The 20,194-nt window shown below is 68.7% G+C and carries 17 protein-coding genes; 6 read left to right on the forward strand and 11 right to left on the reverse strand.

What is annotated here, in order from left to right; genetic code table 11:
• The first annotated feature begins 4 nt into the window (after nt 1-4).
• Nucleotides 5-2,389: a RelA/SpoT family protein gene (locus tag ACRC20_RS00820; protein WP_438684421.1), complete on the forward strand. Its 2,385-nt coding sequence runs from the start codon at nt 5-7 to the stop codon at nt 2,387-2,389.
• A 67-nt stretch (nt 2,390-2,456) separates the two neighbouring features.
• Here the strand turns inward: ACRC20_RS00820 and ACRC20_RS00825 are convergent, their stop codons facing one another.
• From ACRC20_RS00825 to ACRC20_RS00835, 3 genes are all read right to left on the reverse strand, one after another.
• Complete coding sequence (locus tag ACRC20_RS00825; protein ID WP_438684422.1) at nt 2,457-2,747, reverse strand: hypothetical protein; 291 nt, start codon at nt 2,745-2,747, stop codon at nt 2,457-2,459.
• Between the two features lie 237 nt (nt 2,748-2,984).
• On the reverse strand, nt 2,985-3,779 hold the full coding sequence (locus ACRC20_RS00830; protein ID WP_438684423.1) for a peptidylprolyl isomerase: 795 nt from the start codon (nt 3,777-3,779) through the stop codon (nt 2,985-2,987).
• A gap of 10 nt (nt 3,780-3,789) precedes the next feature.
• The gene (locus tag ACRC20_RS00835) at nt 3,790-4,680 is read right to left on the reverse strand and encodes a peptidylprolyl isomerase (RefSeq protein WP_438684424.1); all 891 of its coding nucleotides are present in this window, start codon (nt 4,678-4,680) and stop codon (nt 3,790-3,792) included.
• 104 nt (nt 4,681-4,784) lie between these two features.
• Here ACRC20_RS00835 and ACRC20_RS00840 point away from each other — a divergent pair, with 104 nt between their 5' ends.
• Together ACRC20_RS00840 and hisS are read left to right on the forward strand one after the other, a co-directional pair.
• On the forward strand, nt 4,785-5,495 hold the full coding sequence (locus ACRC20_RS00840) for an MBL fold metallo-hydrolase (protein WP_438684425.1): 711 nt from the start codon (nt 4,785-4,787) through the stop codon (nt 5,493-5,495).
• Between the two features lie 11 nt (nt 5,496-5,506).
• Nucleotides 5,507-6,814, forward strand: a complete 1,308-nt coding sequence (hisS, locus tag ACRC20_RS00845) for a histidine--tRNA ligase (RefSeq protein ID WP_438684649.1) — start codon at nt 5,507-5,509, stop codon at nt 6,812-6,814.
• Here the strand turns inward: hisS and ACRC20_RS00850 are convergent.
• Both ACRC20_RS00850 and ypfJ read right to left on the reverse strand, forming a co-directional pair.
• Nucleotides 6,811-7,884 (reverse strand): Rv2578c family radical SAM protein, encoded by a 1,074-nt coding sequence (locus ACRC20_RS00850; RefSeq protein ID WP_438684426.1) that lies wholly within the window; start codon nt 7,882-7,884, stop codon nt 6,811-6,813. The genes hisS and ACRC20_RS00850 overlap by 4 nt on opposite strands.
• A gap of 76 nt (nt 7,885-7,960) precedes the next feature.
• The gene (gene ypfJ / locus ACRC20_RS00855; protein ID WP_438684427.1) at nt 7,961-8,893 is read right to left on the reverse strand and encodes a KPN_02809 family neutral zinc metallopeptidase; all 933 of its coding nucleotides are present in this window, start codon (nt 8,891-8,893) and stop codon (nt 7,961-7,963) included.
• 198 nt (nt 8,894-9,091) lie between these two features.
• Here ypfJ and ACRC20_RS00860 point away from each other — a divergent pair, with 198 nt between their 5' ends.
• From ACRC20_RS00860 to ACRC20_RS00870, 3 genes are all read left to right on the forward strand, one after another.
• On the forward strand, nt 9,092-10,846 hold the full coding sequence (locus ACRC20_RS00860) for a thiamine pyrophosphate-binding protein (RefSeq protein ID WP_438684428.1): 1,755 nt from the start codon (nt 9,092-9,094) through the stop codon (nt 10,844-10,846).
• Nucleotides 10,847-10,987: 141 nt separating this feature from the next.
• Nucleotides 10,988-12,397 (forward strand): alpha/beta hydrolase, encoded by a 1,410-nt coding sequence (locus ACRC20_RS00865; protein WP_438684650.1) that lies wholly within the window; start codon nt 10,988-10,990, stop codon nt 12,395-12,397.
• Between the two features lie 56 nt (nt 12,398-12,453).
• Nucleotides 12,454-13,536: an alpha/beta hydrolase gene (locus tag ACRC20_RS00870; protein ID WP_438684429.1), complete on the forward strand. Its 1,083-nt coding sequence runs from the start codon at nt 12,454-12,456 to the stop codon at nt 13,534-13,536.
• Here ACRC20_RS00870 and ACRC20_RS00875 read toward each other — a convergent pair.
• The 6 genes from ACRC20_RS00875 to ACRC20_RS00900 all read right to left on the reverse strand — a co-directional run bounded on the left by ACRC20_RS00875 (nt 13,465) and on the right by ACRC20_RS00900 (nt 20,021).
• Nucleotides 13,465-14,895, reverse strand: coding sequence for a cytochrome P450 (locus ACRC20_RS00875; RefSeq protein ID WP_438684430.1), 1,431 nt, complete (start codon nt 14,893-14,895; stop codon nt 13,465-13,467). The genes ACRC20_RS00870 and ACRC20_RS00875 overlap by 72 nt on opposite strands.
• A 145-nt stretch (nt 14,896-15,040) precedes the next feature.
• On the reverse strand, nt 15,041-16,063 hold the full coding sequence (locus ACRC20_RS00880; RefSeq protein WP_438684651.1) for an SIS domain-containing protein: 1,023 nt from the start codon (nt 16,061-16,063) through the stop codon (nt 15,041-15,043).
• Between the two features lie 17 nt (nt 16,064-16,080).
• Nucleotides 16,081-17,004, reverse strand: coding sequence for an N-acetylglucosamine kinase (locus ACRC20_RS00885; protein ID WP_438684431.1), 924 nt, complete (start codon nt 17,002-17,004; stop codon nt 16,081-16,083).
• On the reverse strand, nt 17,001-18,284 hold the full coding sequence (locus tag ACRC20_RS00890) for an MFS transporter (RefSeq protein ID WP_438684432.1): 1,284 nt from the start codon (nt 18,282-18,284) through the stop codon (nt 17,001-17,003). The genes ACRC20_RS00885 and ACRC20_RS00890 overlap by 4 nt, the downstream gene beginning before the upstream one ends.
• Nucleotides 18,285-18,373: 89 nt before the next feature.
• Nucleotides 18,374-18,976: a hypothetical protein gene (locus ACRC20_RS00895; protein WP_438684433.1), complete on the reverse strand. Its 603-nt coding sequence runs from the start codon at nt 18,974-18,976 to the stop codon at nt 18,374-18,376.
• A 325-nt stretch (nt 18,977-19,301) separates the two neighbouring features.
• The gene (locus ACRC20_RS00900) at nt 19,302-20,021 is read right to left on the reverse strand and encodes a hypothetical protein (RefSeq protein ID WP_438684434.1); all 720 of its coding nucleotides are present in this window, start codon (nt 20,019-20,021) and stop codon (nt 19,302-19,304) included.
• Between the last annotated feature and the right edge of the window lie 173 nt (nt 20,022-20,194).

Raw genomic sequence — 20,194 nt, forward strand, 5'->3', positions numbered from 1 at the left:
GTCAATGACAGCGAGCCAGGAGATCCGCCAACCGACTCCGGTGCAGATTCCCGGCACAGGCTCGGCTGTGCCGGAGGAGCCTGCCGCGCCAAACCCGCCCGCCGCGTCAAACCCGAGCGCCGCTGCGGGCTCGGTCCCCAAGTCGGGCGGCAAACTGCGCAGCAGGATCGCCCGCAGCCTCGGAGCAGGCCGGGGGTCGGGGCTGCAGCCGGAGCTCGAGCCCCTCGCCGCGTTGCACCGCGAGCTGTATCCGAAGGCCAGCCTCTCGCTGCTGGCGAAGGCGTACGACATCGCAGAGGCCCGCCACAAAGGCCAGTTCCGGCGTTCGGGGGACCCGTACATCACCCATCCCCTCGCGGTGGCGCACATCTTGGCCGAGCTCGGCATGGACACGTTGTCACTGGTGGCGGCCCTGCTGCACGACACTGTCGAGGACACCGGGTACACGCTGGAGGAGTTGGAGCGGGACTTCGGCGCGGACGTGGCGCACATCGTGGACGGGGTCACCAAGCTCGACAAAGTGACCTGGGGCGCGGGAGCCGAGGCGGAGACGATCCGCAAGATGGTCATCGCCATGGCGCGCGACCCGAGGGTGCTCGTCATCAAGGTGGCCGACCGGTTGCACAACATGCGCACGATGCGGTTCATGCCTCCGGAGAAGCAGGTGCGCAAGGCGCAGGAGACGCTGGAAGTCATCGCGCCGCTCGCGCACCGCCTCGGGATGGCCTCGGTGAAATGGGAGCTCGAAGACCTCGCCTTCGCGGTTCTGCACCCGAAGAAATACGCCGAGATCGTGCGTCTTGTCGCGGACCGCGCACCCTCCCGGGACACCTACCTGGCCAGGGTGAAGGGCGAGCTGCAATCCGCGCTGACCTCGTTCCGGGTGGACGCGAAGGTGGCGGGGCGGCCCAAGCACTACTGGTCCATCTACCAGAAGATGATCGTCAAGGGGCGGGACTTCGACGACATCCACGACCTCGTCGGGCTGCGCATCGTCTGCGGCGAGGTCCGCGACTGCTACGCGGCGGTCGGCGTTGTGCACTCGCTGTGGCAGCCGCTTCCCGGCCGGTTCAAGGACTACATCGCCCAACCGCGCTACGGGGTCTACCAGTCGCTGCACACCACGGTGATCGGCCCGGAGGGCAAGCCGCTCGAAGTCCAGCTGCGCACCAAGGAGATGCACCGGGTCGCGGAGTTCGGGATCGCGGCGCACTGGCGCTACAAGGAGAACAAGGGCAAAGTCGGGCAAGACTCGGCCGAGGTCGACCGGATGGCGTGGATGCGCCAGCTCCTCGACTGGCAGCGGGAGGCCTCGGACCCAGGGGACTTCCTGGAGAACTTGCGCTACGACCTCGCGGTCAAAGAGATTTTCGTCTTCACCCCGAAAGGCGACGTCATCACACTGCCCGCGGGCTCCACGCCGGTGGACTTCGCGTACGCGGTGCACACCGAGGTCGGCCACCGCTGCATCGGGGCACGGGTGGACGGCAGGCTCGTCGCGCTCGAAAGGTCTTTGGAGAACGGCGAGGTCGTCGAGGTGTTCACCTCGAAAGCGGCCACCGCAGGCCCGTCGCGCGACTGGCAGGGCTTCGTGGTCTCCGCCCGCGCCCGGACGAAGATCAGGCAGTGGTTCGCGAAAGAGCGCCGCGAGGAGGCGCTCGAGACCGGCAAGGTCGCGATCGCCAAGGAGGTCCGGCGCTCCGGGCTGCCGCTGCAGCGCCTCCTCAACGCCGAGACGATGGCCGCTGTCGCGGGCGAGCTGCACTACGCCGACGTCTCCGCGCTGTACACAGCGGTGGGCGAGAACCATGTCTCCGCGCACAAGGTCGTGCAATGCCTCGTGGCCCATTTCGGCGGCGAGGAGGAGGCCGCCGAGGAGGCCGTGGAACGGGCGGGCACGGCGATGCTGCCGGTGCGCACGCGCCGCCGTTCGGAGGACTGCGGCGTCCAGGTGGTCGGCTCCGCCGACACCCCGACGAAACTCGCGAAGTGCTGCACTCCGGTGCCGGGGGACAAGATCCTTGGTTTCGTGACGCGAGGCGGTTTTGTGAGCGTGCACCGGGTGGATTGCACGAACTCCGCGTCGCTGCAAGACCAGCAGGAGCGGTTGATCGAGGTCATCTGGGCCCCGTCGCCGTCCTCCGTGTTCCTCGTGGCGATCCAGGTCGAGGCGCTCGACCGCCACCGTCTGCTCTCCGACATCACCAAGGCGCTCGCCGACGAGCGGGTGAACATTCTGTCCGCCTCGGTGACGACGTCGGGGGACCGTGTGGCGCTCTCGAAGTTCACGTTCGAGATCGGCGATCCCAAGCATCTCGGGCATCTGCTGTCGGCCGTGCGCAACGTCGAAGGCGTGTACGACGTGTACAGGCTCACCTCGGCAGCGTGACGAAGCTGTCTGCGGACGGATCGGCCGTGCCCGCCCCGTGGATGAGGCGGGCACAGCGCTGGTGTTGTCAGTGGGTGTGGCCTAGACCGCCCGCGTCCAGCTCGGAGCGCCGGACGGTCGTGTTGTCCTCGTGCGGGATCGAGGACGGGACCGGGTGGGGGATGCCGCTGTTGTAGCCGTCGGTGTGGCCCTCGTTGTGGCCCCCGTCCCGGTTGCCGCCGGAGCCGGTCGCGCCAGCGTTGCCGCCCGAGGACGAATTGGCGAAATGCCCGAGCGGGACGGCTGTCGCGGACGGGACCGTCGTTCCCCAGACGAGAACGACGGCGGCGAAGGCCAGGGGGCGGGACAGCGTTTTCATCAAAGTCCTCCAGATTCAGATCGGAGTCGAGGCGCTCTCGCATGCGAGCCGCGCCCGGCTGTTGTCGATTCGGTCTGTGCGCTCATGCGCACTTCGCCCCAATATACCCCTAGGGGGTATATTGGGGCGAAGTGCGCGCCACGAGGGGCTGGTTCGTGTCCGGAAAGGCGCGAGAGCGAGATCTTCCGTCAGGCGGCGGCCAGCGGCTGGCGCGCGCCAGCTCGGAGCCTGTGCGGATCAGGGCCCTTGGACGCCGAGGATCTGAACGGGGACCTTCGGCTCGCCGTCGCTCTCGCTCGTCGGGCCGGGAAGGACGCCGCCGCCCGCGATCTTGTCCAAGACCTCGAGTCCCGCCTCGTCGGTCGAGCCGAAGATGGTGTAGTGCGGCGGCAGGGGAGAGTCCTTGGTGACGAGGAAGAACTGGCTGCCGTTGGTGTCGGGGCCGGAGTTCGCCATCGCGAGGACACCGCGCGTGTAGAGGGTGTCGCCGGGGCCGGGCGAAGGGGCGGTCCTGCTGCCGATGGGGTACTCGTCGGCGAAGCTGTAGCCGGGGCCGCCTGTGCCGGTGGCGGTCGGGTCGCCGCACTGGAGCACGAAGATGCCGTCGGTGGTGAGCCGGTGGCATTTGGTGTTGTCGTAGAAATGCTGCTGCGCGAGGCTCAAGAAATTGAGCACCGTGCAGGGGGTCTTCCCCGGCGTGAGGGTCAGGGGGATGTCGCCCTGGTCGGTTTTGACCACCGCGCTCACGATCTCAGGATCGGTGGGGGCCGCCCCGTTCGGCGGCGGGGCGACCGGCCGGGGCGAAGGCGCGACCGGGGTGGACCGGAAGTCGCAGGGCGAGATCACGGGGGCCGCGGGCACGGCGCTGGGCGTGATCCCCGGAGCGGGCTCGGAAGCACTCGTGGCGAGCGTGGCCGAGGAGTGCGCGGAGAGCGCGTGCGACGACGGGGCCGCCACGGGCGAGGGCGCGCGGTCGCATCCGGTGATGACGACCGCGATCAACGCGACGGGCGTGAAAAACTTTCGCAACATCACGCTGTGCTCAGTGCCCCGCCGGAGCTGGTTGGGCTGGCGGAGCCGGTTGGGCTGGCGGCGCGGGCGGAGCTGGTTGGGCTGGCGGCGCGGCGTGGTTCGCCGGGGAGAGGTCCACGCTGACGATCTTCACGGGGATCTTCGGAGGGCCGTCGCCGCCGCCGCGCGGGCCAGGGGCGACGCCGCCTGCGGCGATCTTGTCGAGGGTCACCAGGCCCGGCTCGGCGATATGCCCGAAGACGGTGTAGCTCGGCGGCAGCGTGGAGTCCTGGTAGACGAGGAAGAACTGGCTGCCGTTGGTGTCCGGCCCGGCGTTCGCCATCGCGAGCGTGCCGCGCGTGTAGAACGTGGACCCCGTGGTCGCGACCGGCTTGCCCTTGGCGACGGGGTACTCGTCGGCGAACTTGTAGCCGGGCCCGCCCGAGCCGGTGCCGGTCGGGTCGCCGCATTGCAGGACGGAGAGCCCTCCGGTGGTGAGCCGGTGGCAGGTGGTGTCGTTGAAGTAGTTCTGCTGGGCCAAGGAGAGGAAGCTCTGCGTCGTGCAGGGAGCCTTGGCCCGGTCGAGGGCGACCGGGATGTCGCCTTGGTCGGTCTGGATCGTCACGTCTTGGGTCGGCGGCGTGATGGCGGCAGGGCCGTTCGCGGGCTTGGTCACCGGCTTCGACGCAGGCTCGGGCGATGCTTCGAACGCGCAGGACAGAGCTGCGGGCACTGCGGGAGCCTCCGGCTTCGGCCGGGATTGGACCCACCAGAACACACCGCCCGCGACCAGCGCGACGACCACGACGGCGGCGAACACGAGCGTCAACCGCTGGCGTTGGCGTTCGTGCTCTGCGCGTTTGGCGAGCTGGCGTTGGAGTTTGCGCTTGGCCGCCGCTCGTTTTTGTTCGTTGCTCGGCAAGGGGGCTCTACCTCCATGGCTTGGGGTCCCGGAACATTCAGACGATGCATTCTAGCCGAGAGGATGGCTCGACTTGACGAGAGTGCGGCTAGACTTGACCAGCCATGCTGATAAAATGCTTCTCCGCCGGGATGTTCCACACGAACTGCTACGTGCTCGCGCTCGGCCCCGGCTCGGACGCGATCATCGTCGACCCGGGCCAGTCTGCCGCCAAACAAGCGCGCGAGATGCTCGACGCGTACGACCTCAAGCCGGTCGCGGTGCTGCTCACCCACGGGCATATCGACCACATCTGGTCCGCGAGGGAGATCTGCGACGCGTACTCGATCCCCGCGTACATCCACCCGGACGACCGGGAGCTGCTCACGAAACCGGGCAAGGGGATCGGGTCCATGTTCGGCGCGCTGTCCTTCCTCACGGCGGGCACGGTCTTCCGCGAGCCGGAGAAGGTGCTCGAGCTCGCCGACGGCGACGAGCTCGACCTCGCGGGCTTACGGCTCACCGTGGACCTCGCTCCGGGCCACACGCCCGGATCGGTGCTGTTCGGCGGCGAGTTCGAAGGCCTCGCAGAGTCGGTTCCCATCGCGCGTGCGGACGGGACGAGTCGCGTCGTGCTCGCGGGCGATGTCTTGTTCGCCGGATCGATCGGCCGCACCGATCTGCCCGGCGGCAGCATGCCGAGGCTTCTGCGGTCGATCCGCGAGAAGCTGCTGACGCTCCCCGACGACACCATTGTGCTGCCAGGGCACGGCCTGGCCACCACGATAGGCCGGGAGCGCAGGACGAACGAATGGATCAGGGAGTTGCGGGCATGACGGAGCCGGGCATGGCGAAACAAGCGGAGCAGGCGAAGAAGGCGCAGAAGCTGCAGGCGCCCAAAGGGGTGCCGGACTATCTGCCGCCGGACTCGGCGCGCTTCGTCGCCACAAAACGAATCCTTGGCGAGGCTGCGGAGCTCGCGGGCTACCGGCCTGCGGAGCTGCCGATCTTCGAGGACACCGCGCTGTACGTGCGTGGCGTCGGGGAGTCGACCGACATCGTCGGCAAAGAGATGTACACCTTCCCCGACCAGGGCGGGCGATCGCTCACCCTGCGTCCGGAGTGGACCGCAGGCGTGGTCCGGGCGGTCGTCGAGCACGGGCTCGACCGGGGCCCGTTGCCGGTGAAGCTTTGGTACGCCGGGCCGTGCTTCCGCTACGAGCGGCCCCAGTCCGGGCGCTACCGCCAGTTCCAGCAGATGGGCGTCGAGGCGATCGGGGTCGACGACCCGGCGCTCGACGCCGAGGTGGTGGCCGTCGCGGACGAAGGCCTGCGCAGGCTGGGCTTGCAGGGCTACCGGTTGGAGATCAACTCCCTGGGGGACGAGACGTGCAGGCCCGAGTACCGGGAGCGGCTGCTCTCGTTCTTGCGGGGCTTGGACCTGGACGAGGCGACCCGCCAGCGCGCCGAGCGCAATCCGCTGCGCGTGCTGGACGACAAGCGGCCCGAAGTCAAGGCCCAGCTCGTCGACGCGCCGTTGCTCGTGGACTACCTCTCCGACACGGCCAAAGAGCACTTCGAGACGGTGCTCGCGCATTTGCGCGGGTTGGGAGTCGAGTACACCTTGAGCCCCAAATTGGTGCGGGGCCTGGACTACTACACGAAGACGACCTTCGAGTTCGTCCACTCCGGCCTCGGGGCGCAGTCCGCGATCGGCGGCGGGGGGCATTACGACGGCCTGGTCGCGGACTTGGGCGGCCAAGCGCTGCCCGGCGTCGGCTTCTCCATCGGGCTGGAGCGGACTTTGTTGGCGCTCGCGGCTGAGGAGGTCCCGGCGCAGGACTCGGGCTCGGTCCCGGTGTTCGGGGTGGCGCTCGGCTCGGAGGCGAAGGAACGGATGGCCCGCCTCGCGGGCGAGCTGCGCAAAGCCGGGATCGGCGTGGATCTCGCGTATGGAGATCGCGCGCTCAAAGCTGCGATGCGCGCGGCGGACCGCTCGGGAGCGAGGTTCGTGCTCATCGTCGGCGAGGCGGAGCTGGCCTCCGAGCACGCGCAGCTGAAAGACATGGGCTCGGGGGAGCAGTCCTCCGTGCCGCTGCCGGACGTTGTCGCAGAGTTGGCGCTGCGGCTCGCCGATATAAGCGGCGCCGCTTAAAACAATGTCTCTGGCTGCGGCTCCTGCTGCGGCTTGGCAGCGGGGCCGCGATCGCGCCCCGAGCTTTGCGGCCCCCGATGCGCATGCCTCGGGTAGACGGGCCGCTTGCCCCGGTGGCGCCGGAGGATCGGCGCCATGGTTTGCGAGAGCCATTCCCGGTAGGCGGGCGTGACGTACGAGCCCCGGGCGTACAGCTCCTTGTACCTTGGCACGAGGTCGGGACGCTCGCGCTCGAGCCAGGACATGAACCAGCCCCGCGTGCTCGGGCGCAGATGCAGCGGGAACGCGGTGACGCTGGTGGCCCCTGCTGCCGTGAGCTCCTTGACCAACTGCTCCAACTGATCGCGCGAGTCGGTGAGGCCCGGCAGGATCGGCGCGGCCATGACCCCGCAGGAGAAGCCCGCCTCGCGGACTGCCCGGACGAGGTCCATCCGCGCCTTCGGGGTGGGCGTGCCAGGCTCGAGCGACTGCTGCAACGGCTCGTCCACGAGCGCGATCGAGACCGCGAGATGCACCCGCACCCGTTTGGCCGCCTCTTGCAGGACCGGGAGGTCTCGGCGGAGCAGCGTGCCTTTGGTGAGGATGGAGAAGGAAGTGCCCGAAGCCGCGAGCGCTTCGATCACCCCTGGCATGAGCCGATAACGGCCCTCCGCGCGCTGGTAGGGGTCGGTGTTGGTGCCCATGGCGACGGGCTCTTTCGCCCATGAGGGTTTGCGCAGCTCCCGGCGCAGCACCTCCACCAGGTTGGTTTTCACGATGATCTGCTTGTCGAAATCCTCGCCGGGGTCGAGGTCGAGGTACTCGTGGCTCGACCGGGCGAAGCAGTACCGGCAGGCATGGGAGCAGCCGCGCATCGGATTGATCGTCCAGCCGAACGGCATGGCCGATGTCTTGGACACCGCGTTGAGCGCGCTGCGGCAGAGCACTTCGTGGAAAGTGACTCCCGAGAAATCCGGCGTGGTCACCGACCGGAGGAAGGTGCTCGCCTCAAGGCCGGGCAAGGCCTGCGCCTCGCCTGGGCGCGGGCCGTCGCCGTCATCGTTCCGCAGGAGCTGTCCTTGCCATCGCATGTAGACAATGGAACACCCGTTCGGGCTCTATGTCAAGAACATTCGTTCGAAAAGTTCGGACGGGGAAGCCTCGGCGTCAGGGATTGTTGAGGTCCCGGGCGTGGAAGGTGTCGCAGTCCGCGATCTGGCCGGACTTGTACCCCTTGAGGAACCAGACTTGGCGCTGCTCGCCGCTGCCGTGGGTGAAGGAGTTCGGGTTCGCCCTGCGGCCCGCCCGGGCCTGGAGGCTGTCGTCGCCGATCGCGTCTGCGGTCTTCACGGTCTCCCGCACGTCGTCCTCGGTGATTTCTTTGATGAGTGGGCGCTCGCCGTTCGGGCCGGGCTGCGAGGCCCAGTGCGCCCAGGCCCCCGCGAAGCAGTCGGCCTGCAGCTCTGTGCGCACCGCGCCGGACTCCGCGCCCTTCGGGTCGCCCTGCGAGGCGCGAATGGTGCCGAGCAGCGTGGAGAGGTGGTGCCCGTACTCGTGCGCCACCACGTACTCCTGGGCGAGCTTGTCGTCGCTGGCGCCCAAGTTCTCAAGCTCTTTGAAGAAGGTCGGGTCGAAGTACGCCTTGTGGTCGGCGGGGCAGTAGAACGGGCCGATCGAGCTCTGGGCGAAACCGCAGCCGGTCTGCACGCTCTGGTGGAAGATGACGAGCCTCGGCTTCGTGTACTGCCTGCCGGTCTGCTTGGGGTACTGGGCCGACCACACCGCGTCCACGCTGTTGCTGGTGTAGAGGATCCGGCATGTGAGGTCCGAGTTCGCGAGCGAGGAGTCCCTCGCGCATTGCGCGACCTTCGCCTGCAGCTGCGCGTCGCCGGCGCCGGACTGCGCGGCGCCGCCTTGCCCGGCTCCGGACAGCGGGTTGCTGCCGCCGCCGTTGCCGCCGAGCAGGAGGCCGAGCACGAGCACGATGATGCCGCCCACGCCGCCGCCGACGGCGAGCTGCGGGCCCCGGCCGAAACCGCCGCCGCCTGAGCCGGTGTCGATGTTGCTCGCGTCGAGTTGGATGCCTTCGTTGAAGGTCACGGCGGGTCTCCTAGCTTCGGGGAGGTGTGCAACGTGGATGGTACCAGAACATCGGTAAACCCTCTTTGATCTGGTGTTTCAACGACTTCGGGCAGGCTCTTGCGTTTCTGTTCGCGGAGGGGCAGACTGGACTCATCACAGAAAGTGACCCCGATCATAGTTGAGTTTTCGGCCGTAGTTCTCAATGAGGTGAACGACATGCTTGATTCCGATTCTCGCGCGGTCCAAAGGGAGCCGTTGGACCCCGCGCGCCCCGCCCAGGCCGCGCCGCGAGTGGCCGACCTTGTCGCGGACCAGCTTTTCGAAGCGGGCGTCCGGCACGTCTTCAGCGGGGGCGGGGACAACATCGACGACCTGTACGACGCGGTGCAGGGCCGAGCGGGCATGACCGCGGTCGTCGCGAAGCACGAGTTCTCGGCGGCGGCGATGGCGGACGGCTACGCGAGAGTCGGCGGGCGGCCCCGTCCGGTGTGGGGGCCGAGCGAGTCGGTCGGGAAGGTCGGAGTCGTCATGGCGGGCTCGGGCGGCGGCTGCCTGCAACTCGTCGCGGGCCTGGGCGAGTCGTTCGCGAGCCGCGTCCCCGTGCTCGCGCTGGTGGGCCAGCCGCCCGCGGGCCTGGCGGGTTTCGGCGCGTTCGGGGACGGCAGCGGGCGGACGGGGAGCCTGGACGTGGCGCAGGTGCTGCAGTCGGTCTCGGTGTTCTGCAGGCGCGCGCACGACCCGTCGCTGGTCGCGAACCTCGTCGAGCAAGCGCTTGAAATGGCTGTTCGGCTTTCCGGGCCAGCAGTGGTCATCCTGCCGAAGGACGTCCAGCAGGCAAGGGCCGCCGGACGGGCCGCGCATTGGGGGGCGCACGGCGAGCCGATCGCGAAGCTGCGGGCGAACGGTTTGGGCCTGATCGGATTCGCCACCGAGCTGGCGAAGGCTGCGCCGCAGGTGGTCATCATCGCGGGCGACGAGGTCGGCAGGCATGGCGCTCGTGCCGAGCTCGCCGACCTGGCCAGGGTGCTCGGCGCGAGCGTCGCGGTCGCCCCGGACGCGAAAGACGTGATCAGCCCGGTGGACAGGCACCTCATCGGCGTCGCGGGGAGCATGGGCCACCCGCAGGTCGGCGAGGCGGTCCGAGCGGCCAGGGTGTGCCTTCTCGTCGGCACGAGGGCCCCGGAGCAGACCCGTTGCGGGCTGGAGGCCGCGTTGAAGGGGGTGGAGGTGCTCTCGCTCGGGGAGCGCCCGCCGCACATCGAGGCGGCGCATCTGCTCACCACGGACCTTCGCGGCACGCTCCGCGCGCTGTGCAAGGCGCTGCGCCCGATGTCGCAGCACCGCCAGCCGTCCGCCCATCCTCCGGTGGCGCTCGCCGTCCCCGCCCGCTCCTGCTCGGGCGTCGGCCACGCGGATGTGGTCGCCGCGCTGGACGAGGCTATTGCGCAGGGCTCCGACGTGGTCGTCGATGTCGGGAGCGTCGGGACGGCGTGCGTGCACCGGCTGCCCTGCCGGGAGGAGGGCAGATTCGTGGTGGCGCTCGGGGCGCCCGTGCTGGGCTACAGCTTCGGCGCGGGGATCGGATGCGCGTTCGCGCGCGGTCGGCGGACCTTCGTGATCGCCGGGGACGGAGCCTTCTACGCGCACGGCATGGAGCTGCACACGGCGATCGAGCACCATCTCCCGATCACATTCGTCATCTGCAACAACAACGCGCACGGCAAAAGCGTCGTCCAGGAGCAGCTCTTCCACTCCGGCGAGCACGGCTACCACCGCTTCCGGCCCGCGTCGATCGCGGCAGGCATAGCGGCGATGTTCCCAGGCCTGTCCGCAGTTTTGGCGCAGACCCTGCCGGAGTTGCGGCGCGCGCTCGCGGACACAGCGCGATCGGACGGCCCGGCCCTCGTGGAGGTGCTGTGCGACCCCGACGAGATCCCTCCCTTCCTCCCATTCCTCGCCGCGCTGCGATAGGCGCGCGGCCTGCTGAGAGCCGCGCGCGGCTCTCAGCAACCGCTCAGTCTCCCTTGGCAGGATGGCATCGTGCTCAACACGGCGACATCTCACATGGCTTCGGCGGCTGCATCGCTCGCAGCGCCTGCGGACAACCCGATGATGAAGTACCGCGACGGAATCCGGATCCAGCAAGGCTGGTTCCCCTGGGTCCTTGAGATCCTCGCGGTCGTGGCCCTCGCCTACGCGCTCAGCGGCCGGGACCGGACGAAGCGGTGGTGGACGCGCTGGATCCCGGCGGCAGCGGTTGTGGCCCTCGGCGCGATTTGGGCGGTCTACCAGTACATCGACGAGAACGGCCTCGCGGGCGACCCGGCGCCGAGCGCCCTTTGGTTCTGGGTGGGAGTTTCCGGCGCGGCTGTCGCGGTCCTGGTCCTCGGCTGGCGGGGGCAGTGGTGGGGACGGCGCGCGGTCGCGGTCCTCGCCGTCCCGCTGTGCCTGCTCTCGACCGGCGTGGTCGTCAACCAATGGGTGGGCTACTTCTCGACGCTGGAGCAGGCGTGGGACGAGCTGACCGCGGGCCCCTTGCCGAACCAGGTGGAGGCCGCCGACCTCCCGGCGCTGCAGGGGACGGCGCAGACGGCAGGACGCATCGTCCCGGTGGACGTCCCGAACGACGCGAGCCATTTCACGCACCGCACCGAGTACGTGTACCTGCCGCCGACGTGGTTCGCGACGAAGACCCCGCCGCAACTGCCGGTGGTGATGATGATCGGCGGCGAGTTCGACACGCCGTCGCACTGGATCCGGGTCGGCGACGCGGCGGACCTCGCCGACAAATTCGCCGCCGACCACGGCGGCAACGCGCCGATCATGGTCTTCGTGGACACGAGCGGGAGCTTCAACACCGACTCCGAGTGCGTGAACGGCCCGAGGGGCAACTCCGAGGACCACTTGGTGAAGGACGTCCCGCCGTATGTGGTCTCGAAGTTCGGGGCGAGCTCGGACCCCGCGAAATGGGGCGTCGTCGGCTGGTCGATGGGCGGGACGTGCGCGGTGAACCTCGCGGCGCGCCACCCGGACCAGTTCAGCGGCTTCGTGGACATCGCGGGCGACATCCGCCCGAGCGCGGGTGACGAGCAGACGACCATCAAGAACCTGTTCGGCGGCGACGAGGCGGCCTACAACGCGTACGCACCGCTCGCCGCGGTCGCCGCGCACGGGCACTACAACCGCACGGCGGGCTGGTTCCAGGCTTCCAGCAGCCCGATGAAAGCCCCGAAAGGGATGAAAATGACCGAGGCCGCCGCCGACGTCGGCAACGCCGGGTTCGGCGGTCGCGACCCCGGCGGGTTCATGGGGTCGGGCGACTACCTCGGCGCCGCGCGGCAGATCTGCGAGGCGGGCGAGCAGCAAGGCATGCAGTGCGCGGTGATCGCGAAGCCGGGCAAACACACCTGGCAGTTCGCGTCGGACGCGTTCCGCGACGCGCTGCCGTGGCTGGCCGGGTATCTTGGTACCCCGGGAGTGTCGCCGTCGCCGTTGCCTGCGTCCACCCCCGCGACGCAGTAGGCGTCTGTTTCTCAGGCTTGTTCGAGGGAGCACAAGCGCTGCATACGATGATCGGAGTGTTTTCTTTGTCTGGGAAGTCCAGGAGCCGGATCATCCGGCTCGGACGCGCCTTCGGGGCGTTGGCGGTCATGCTGGTTTTGATTCTGAGCGGCGCGCGCGGCAGGCTCGTGCCGTCCGCGTCGGCCGATCCGGGTCCGGCGGATCCGATTCCGGGCGCGGTCGACGAGAAAGGGCTGGAGGCGCTCAAGGGCAAGCCGCAGCCGTCCGGCAAGCTCGTCCGGATCTACATCCCCGACTCGATCAGCCATTTCCCGCACCGGAACGAGTACGTGTACCTGCCGCCCGCCTGGTTCGCGGAGAAGACGCCGCCGAGGCTGCCTGTGGTGATGATGATCGCGGGGCAGGGGGACTCGCCGGAGTACTGGGCGCGCAACGGCCAGGCGGTGCAGATCGCGAACGATTTCGCCGCAGCGCACGGCGGCAACGCGCCGATTCTGGCCTTCGTGGATTTCGGCGGCTATTTCAACGCCGACACAGAATGCGTGAACGGTCCTCGCGGCAACGTGGAGGACCATCTTGTGAAAGAGGTGCCGCAGTTCGTCGCGTCGAAGTTCGGCGCGAGCCCCGGCGGGGGCGACTGGGGGATCGTCGGGTGGTCGATGGGCGGGACGTGCGCGGTCACGCTCGCGACCATGCATCCGGACCTGTTCAGCGGCTTCGTGGACATCGTCGGCTACCAGCGGCCCGCCCTCGCGGAGGGCTCGGACACGCTCGGAGCGCTGTTCGGCGGCAACAAAGCGGCGTACGACCAGCACGATCCGCTGGTCGCGATGGCGCAGCACGGCTCGTACGGACGCACGGCGGGCTGGTTCCAGGTGACCGGCCACCCCGGCAGGGAGAACGAGACGAAGGCGGACTCGGACGCGAGCGTCTGGGTCGATCCGGATTCGATCAACGCGGCCAAGACGCTGTGCGACGCGGGCCGGAACGCGGGTGTCGCCTGTTCGGTCTATGTCGGCCCCGGCAGGCACCTGTGGCCGTTCGCGCGCTCCACGTTCGCCGAAGCCCTACCGTGGCTCGCGGGTTATCTGCACACCCCCGGCGTGCCGGAGATTCCGCTCGCCCCGTCGGATATCTGAGCCCTCGGAGCTCCTGCTTTCCCGGCTCTGCCGCTCTGCGCCTTGGACGGCAGGGACGAACCGGACCGGAACTTTCGCGAATCCCCAGAGCGTCGGATTCGTCCCCTGCTCCGCAGGGGCCGCGAGCTCGACCTTCGCGACGTTCGCGACCATCGCGCGCAGGATCGCGTCGGACTCCATCTTGGCGAGCAGCGCGCCGAGGCAATGGTGGACGCCGTGGCCGAAGGCCAGATGGTCGACGGGATCGCGGTCGATCTTGAAGGACTCCGGATCGGGGTAGTGCGCCGGGTCGTGGTTCGCCGCGCCGAACGCGAGGAGCACACGGGATCCGGCGGGAATGCGCTGGCCCTCCGCGTCGTAGTCGACCAGCGCGGTCCGGTAGAAGCCTTGGACGGGCGAGCTGTAGCGCAGCCCCTCCAGCGTGCAAGAGCTGATGAGCCCGGGCTCCTCGCGGAGCCGGTCGTACACGTCGGGCTGTTCGGCGAAAACGTTCACGAGAGCCCCGAGCAGGCTGGTCGTGGTCTCGTTCCCCGCGATGAGCACGATCACCACAAGCCAGAAGTACTCGCTTTCGGTGATCTCGCCGCGCTCGACGGCCCTGGACCATTCGGCGATGAGGCTGTCGTCGCGGGTCCAGTTTCGTTGGCGGCGGATCCGCTGGAGGTAGTGGTTCATCGGGAAGATGCCCATGAGGAGGGCGAATCCTTCCCGGAGGATGTTCGGGGCCAGCCTGACCTCGGCGACTTTGACGATACGGCGCGACCAGCGGTGGAAGTCTGCGTAGTCCTCGACGGGGACCCCGAGCATATGGCTGATCGCCATCATCGGCATCGGGGCCGCGACCTCCTCCACGAACTCGTGCTCGCGCCCGTCCGCCAGGGGAGCGACCAACTGCTCCGCGAGCTGGTCGATCCATTCACCGAGCCGGTCGAGGCTTTTGCGGGTGAAGCTCGGCATGGTGAGCGCGCGGAGCCTGGCGTGGTCCGGGTTGTCGATGGAGATGATCGAAGGCAGATGGAATCGCACCCGGACGATCCCCTCGCCGGAAATGAGCGTGTCGTGCGCGCGGGAGGCCTGCTTCACCGCGTCGTACCTGCTGATCAACCAGATATTGTGCTTCGGGCTGTACCGGGCGGCCGGGCCCTGGCGCAGGTCGTCGTACTCGGGATACGGGTTTGCCAGCTCTTTTTTGCCAAGGACGTCGAAGCCGGTGCGCAACTGTCCGGGCACTCGGTTCGGCAGCAGCGGACGGAGCGATCTTCGGAAGTAGTTCCACGCGTCGTGGAGGATGAAGACGGTGCCCTCTCTGACGAGGAGGGCGAGGATGCTGAGCGGTCCAACCTTGCGATTCGTGTCCATAGGCCGATCATAACCTTGTTTTTGTGATAGAGGTCATGGGGAAATATCACAAAAGGATTCACTTGGGACGATTTCACGGACCACGGAGGGCTTTCTCCCAGGTGGGACGTCTTCAATTAAGTGATCTGCGCCACTTCTTCGAAAACTAGAGCGTCTTCGTCACTTTCTGAAGCCCGCGGGGCGAGTCGGGGTTCTCGCCGCGCAGCAGCGCGAGGCGGAGCGCCAGCGCTTGCGCAGGCAGGATCTCGAGCAGCGGGGAGGCCTCCTCGGGGACGGGTCCGGGCAAGACGATCCCGGCCCCGGCGGCGCGGACGCTCTCGGGCGACCCGACGCAGAAGATGTCGGCCCGCTGGCCCTGCAGGCGCGGCAGAACGCTCCGCGCGGCCTCCCCGCCCTTGCCCGAAGCCGCGACGAGCAGCGCAGGAGTGGACGCGTCCACCGCTGCGAGCGGCCCGTGCAGAAGGTCGGCGGCCGAGAACGCGAGCGCGAAGAGGTAGCTGGTCTCCATGAGCTTGAGCGCGGCCTCCCGCGCGGTGGCGTACGAGTACCCCCGGCCGACAGCCACGACGCGAGGGGCGAACCGGTAGCGCTCGGCCAGGCGCCCGATAGGCTCCTCCTGCCTGTCCAACAGGCCGTGTGCGAGGTCGGGGAGCGCTCGCAGCGTCTGGTCCGAGGAGCCGTGGAGCTCTTTGACCAGCGAGCAGAGGGCGAGGAGCTGCGCGGTGTACGACTTGGTCGCGGCCACGGCTCGCTCCGGCCCGGCGAGCACGTCGATGTGCTCGTCGGCGGTTTGGGCCAGCGGGGAGTCGGGGGCGTTGGTCACCGCGAGGGTGAGCGCGCCGCATTCGCCCGCGACGGCGAGCGAGCGCACGAGGTCGGGGGAGCCGCCCGACTGGCTGACCCCGACGACGAGCGTCCCAGTGTAGTCGGGCCGGGCGCCGTAGACCGTGAGCACGGAGGGGGACAGGAGGCCCGAGGGAATGCCAAGCAACGTCTCGAACAAATACCCCGCGTAGAGGGCCGCGTGGTCGCTGGTGCCGCGAGCGGCGAAGAGCACATGCCGCGGGCGGAACTGGGCGATCCGTCGGGCGGCGCAGACGACCGAGTCCTGCCCGTGCGTCAAAAACCGCGACCACGCCTCGGGCTGCTCGCGGATCTCGGCGGCCATGAGCGCGCCGGGCTCGGTCACAGCGCTTCCTCCGCGAGCAGCAGCGCGCCGAGCGCTGGCGGGGCTTCGAGCACGGAGACCTCGGAGAACCCCGCCTCATACAGCTTGGCGCTGACCACGCTTTGGAAAACAGGGGCGTTTGTGAGCAGTCCACCGGCCAACACGACATCCAATGTACCGGCAAGGGGCCGCTGCCCGAGGCGGCTCTGCTCTCGGTCGAGCCGCTTTTGCACGGTCGTGGCGAGTCCGGCCAGCGCGTTCGCGGCTTGTTCGCGAATCCTCGCAGAGACGGGCTCGCCCTGTTCCGCGAGGGCGAGGACAAGCTCGGCGCGTTTGGCCCAGACCCCTCGCTCTTGATGCTCGTACACGTGGTCGAGCAGTTCGACGGCGGACGCGCAGCCGCAGTGGCTCAGCAATTGGCGGCCGAGCTCGCCCTGGTCCTCGCCCCGGTCGTCGGATCGGAGCGTGTGGCGGACCGCCTCGCGGAAGATCCAGAACCCGCTTCCCTCGTCGCCGAGCAAGTATCCCCAGCCGCCTGCGCGTGCGGTCGCCCCGCCCCGCACGGAGCCGAAGGCCACCGACCCGGTGCCGGAGAGGAGGGCGATCCCGGTCCTCTTCCTCGCAGCGGGGAGCAGCAGCTCGGTGTCGTGCACGACGGCGACCTCGGCCAGGGGCGCCCGTTCGCGGAGCATGCCCGCGAGCGAGCCGATCTGCCGTTCGCTGTCCGCGCCTGCCGCGCCCGCGCAGATGGATCCGACCGATCTCGTGTCGACGAGGGCGAAGATCTCGTCGAGTCGCTGCCCGACCAGCTCTCGGCTGACCGACTGCAGATTGGCGCTGCCCGTGGTGTGGTCGAGGACCGTCTCGCCCGCCAGCGAAGCCACAGCGTGGGTCTTCGAGCCGCCGATGTCGATCCCCAGCGCGATCTTCGCGCGGCTCACCAGCGGCCGCCGTTCGCCCAGAATTGTTCGATCTCCTCCACCTCGCGGCCCTTCGTCTCCGGGGCGAGCAGCCAGACGAAGACGAACGCCGCTGCGGCCACCGCGGCGAGGATCGCGAACGTGCCCGCCCCGCCGAAGGCGTGCAGCACGGTCAGGAACTGCCAGGAGATGACGACATTCGCCAGCAGATCGGCGGTGAGCAACGCGCTCGACCCGGTCGAGCGCAGCCGCGATGGGAAGCTCTCTCCGGCATAGGTCCAGATGAGCGCTCCGAATCCGAAGGTGAACCCCATCGTGAAGACGGCGGTCCCGGCGAATCCGAGCAGCCCCTCCCAGTGGCTGAAGTGGACCTCGGCCTCGGGGCGCCCGAGCCCTGTCTGTCCGAGAAAAAGCACTGCGAGCAGGACAGATGAGGCGGCCATGACCGCGATTCCGGTCAACAGCACCGGTCGGCGGCCAAGCCGGTCGACGACCGCCATGGCGAGGAGCACGGAGGCCAAGCTCGCCACTTGCACCCAAGTGGAGACCGACAACGCGTCGTTCTCGCTGAACCCCATGGCCTTGAAGATGGCCGGACCGTAGTAGACCACCGCATTGATCCCGGTGAGCTGCGCGAAGGCGCCGAGCCCGACGACGAAGACGAATCCTCGCAGGTACGGCGGGCGCAGTATCTCGCGAAGCCTGGTTCTGGCGTGGCCCGAATCGCCGGGCGCGGCAGGAGCGGCAGGCGGATCGGGCAGAAAGACGAGCAGGACGCAGGCCAGCACGGCAGGGGCGGCTGCGACGGCGAGCACCGTCCGCCAGGCCTCGGCCTCGCTCGCGGCGCGGGAGCAGAGGTAGCCGAGGATGATGCCGGAGACGCAGGCGACCTGGTACGACGCGAGCATCGCGCCTCGCCGCCGCGCGGGGGCCGATTCGGCGACGAAGACCGGTGTCGCCACGATAGCCACGCCAGTGACCAGTCCGACGAGGAAACGCGCGACGATCAACGGGCCGAGCCCCCAGGCGAGGGCAGAGAACAAGGAGAACACCGCGAACCCGACCGCCACCAGGAAGGTCGAGCGCTTGCGTCCGGCTTTCTCGACGAAGGGGGAGCCGAGCGCCGCGCCGATCAGCTGGCCGACCACGGCGGCTGTGGCGAGCGTTTCCTTGTGCGCGTCGTCGAGCTGGAACTCGTGGCCCAGCATGAACAACGTGCCGCCGATGATCGAGCTGTCGTATCCGTACACCACGCCGAGCGCGATGGTCGTGACGGCGAGCAGGCGCGCGGAAGCAGGCATCCGTCGATTATCGGCTATCGGCTTTTGAAAACGAGAGCGCCCGGCCCGCAGAACAATCTGCGGGCCGGGCGCTCTCGTGCCTGCTGGGCTCAGTTGTCGCCTGCGTCGGCGGCTTCGCCCGCGTCGGCAGCCGAAGGCTGGTCGTCGTAGACGGGCATCAGGTCGTCGCCGCAGTGCTTCGAGTAGAGGGCGTTGAAGCCCTGGAAGGCCTGGATGGCGCTCTTGACCGTGTCGAACATCCCGCTGGCGAGCTCGCCGGTCTCCGGACGCGGGGCGAGCGGGTTGGAGGCGTTGTCGAAAGAGGTCGCCGTGTCGTCGTTCACCTGGGCGAGGTTGTCGGCGGCGTCGCGCAGGTCGGCGAGGTCCACGCCGCCTTCAGCGGCCCGCAGCTCGCCGCTGGACTGGCGGAGCGAACGGGAGAGGTCGCGCGCCTTGAAGAAGAGGTCGATGATGTTGACCTGCCCGGTCTCGAGCTCCGGGTGGTCGGGGTGCGGCAGCGCGGGGGAGATGGTCTGGGCGATGCCGTGGATCTTGTCCATGTTGACCGCCGAGTCGTGCGCGGCGCGGTCGAGGGCGTCGCAAGAAGCCTGGGCGCCCGGAGCGGGGTCGGCGTGCGAGGAGGCGGCGGCGACTCCGAATCCAGCAACAGCGATGGAGCTCAACAATGCGGTGGTCACGCGGGATGTTTTCATCGACAACTTCGACTCTTTCAGCTAATGCGGCTCGTTGGGGCCTTCGGTATTTATTCGGCTGGCCGCGCGACACAAGCATCGCGTGCCAGCATCGGCATGGACGAACTAGGCACGTCTCGCCGGGGTCCGGACTTGAGATGTCATCAGGATGCCATCGCCGCCATCGAAACCCGTGTCACGCTCGACGCTTTGAGTCGGAGCGGTGGGCTCTCCTGTGCGCCAGTTCTTTCGAGGACATTACCATAAACGCACTGGGGTTTTTATAAAATCCCAGGTCACATGGTTACAGTTCGCAGGAAACTCCCAGCAAAGCAGCAGCCGTCGCTTACTGCCCGCTGTTGTCGTCCGCCGGAGGGGCCTGGTCGTCGGCGGGAGCGGGCGCCTCCGCGGGGGGAGCGTTGTCCTGGTCGTCTGCCGGGGGAGCCTGGTCGTCCGCCGGGGCGGGCTCCTGGTCGCTCACGTCGGCGGCGGCGGCCGCAGGGTTGTCCCAGTCGGGGCGCAAGTCCACGCCGCACTGGGCCGAGTACACGTCGTTGAAGTGGTGGAACGCGTTCATCGTGTTGCCGATGTGCGTGATCATCTGCGAGGCGACCTCGTCCATCGGAGGGCGCGGGCCGAGGATGTTCGACGCGGAGTCGAAGGCCGAGGCGGTTTCGTCGTCCGCCTGGGCGAGGCCGTCGGCGGCGTCGCGCAGGTCGGCGGGGCCGACGTTCCCCTCGGCGCCGCGCAGCCCGTTGCCGGCCTGGTGCAACGAGCCCGCGATGTCGCGCGACTGGAGGAAGAGCTGGATGAGGTTGACCTGTCCGGTCTGCATCTCGGGGTTGTCCGGGTGGGGCAACGCCGGAGCGATCGTCGGGCCGATGTCGTGGATCTTGTTCACGCCGATGGCCGCGTCGTTGGCCGGTCCAGCCAAAGCGTCGCAGGCCGACTGGACTTCGGGGGAGCCTTCGGCCGCCGGGGTGGCGATCGAAGAGGCCGCGACGCCGAGCCCGGCGGTGGCGAGGGAGCCAAAAATGGCCGCCGTCATGCGAGAGATGTTTTTCATGGGGTTCTGGCTCTTTCCGTGATTCTGCACGTTCTGCGCGACATTCTGCGGTTCTGCGCGCTGGGAGATCTAAAGCCTGGCACGGGCCCTCGGAACACGTCCAGCCGTGGGTCAAGTCTTGACGTTATCGTTGTTTTCCGATCCCGGATCGTCACCAGACTGTCATCGGGCTC

The sequence above is a fragment of the Segniliparus sp. genome, from assembly GCF_051660745.1.
GTDB lineage: Bacteria > Actinomycetota > Actinomycetes > Mycobacteriales > Mycobacteriaceae > Segniliparus.

Coding starts and splice junctions, on each gene's coding strand:
- ACRC20_RS00820 (WP_438684421.1), top strand. CDS start 5: ATGACAGCGAGCCAGGAGATCCGCCAACCGACTCCGGTGCAGATTCCC.
- ACRC20_RS00825 (WP_438684422.1), bottom strand. CDS start 2,747: ATGAAAACGCTGTCCCGCCCCCTGGCCTTCGCCGCCGTCGTTCTCGTC.
- ACRC20_RS00830 (WP_438684423.1), bottom strand. CDS start 3,779: ATGTTGCGAAAGTTTTTCACGCCCGTCGCGTTGATCGCGGTCGTCATC.
- ACRC20_RS00840 (WP_438684425.1), top strand. CDS start 4,785: ATGCTGATAAAATGCTTCTCCGCCGGGATGTTCCACACGAACTGCTAC.
- hisS (WP_438684649.1), top strand. CDS start 5,507: ATGGCGAAACAAGCGGAGCAGGCGAAGAAGGCGCAGAAGCTGCAGGCG.
- ACRC20_RS00850 (WP_438684426.1), bottom strand. CDS start 7,884: ATGCGATGGCAAGGACAGCTCCTGCGGAACGATGACGGCGACGGCCCG.
- ACRC20_RS00860 (WP_438684428.1), top strand. CDS start 9,092: ATGCTTGATTCCGATTCTCGCGCGGTCCAAAGGGAGCCGTTGGACCCC.
- ACRC20_RS00865 (WP_438684650.1), top strand. CDS start 10,988: ATGAAGTACCGCGACGGAATCCGGATCCAGCAAGGCTGGTTCCCCTGG.
- ACRC20_RS00875 (WP_438684430.1), bottom strand. CDS start 14,895: ATGGACACGAATCGCAAGGTTGGACCGCTCAGCATCCTCGCCCTCCTC.
- ACRC20_RS00880 (WP_438684651.1), bottom strand. CDS start 16,063: ATGGCCGCCGAGATCCGCGAGCAGCCCGAGGCGTGGTCGCGGTTTTTG.
- ACRC20_RS00890 (WP_438684432.1), bottom strand. CDS start 18,284: ATGCCTGCTTCCGCGCGCCTGCTCGCCGTCACGACCATCGCGCTCGGC.
- ACRC20_RS00895 (WP_438684433.1), bottom strand. CDS start 18,976: ATGAAAACATCCCGCGTGACCACCGCATTGTTGAGCTCCATCGCTGTT.
- ACRC20_RS00900 (WP_438684434.1), bottom strand. CDS start 20,021: ATGAAAAACATCTCTCGCATGACGGCGGCCATTTTTGGCTCCCTCGCC.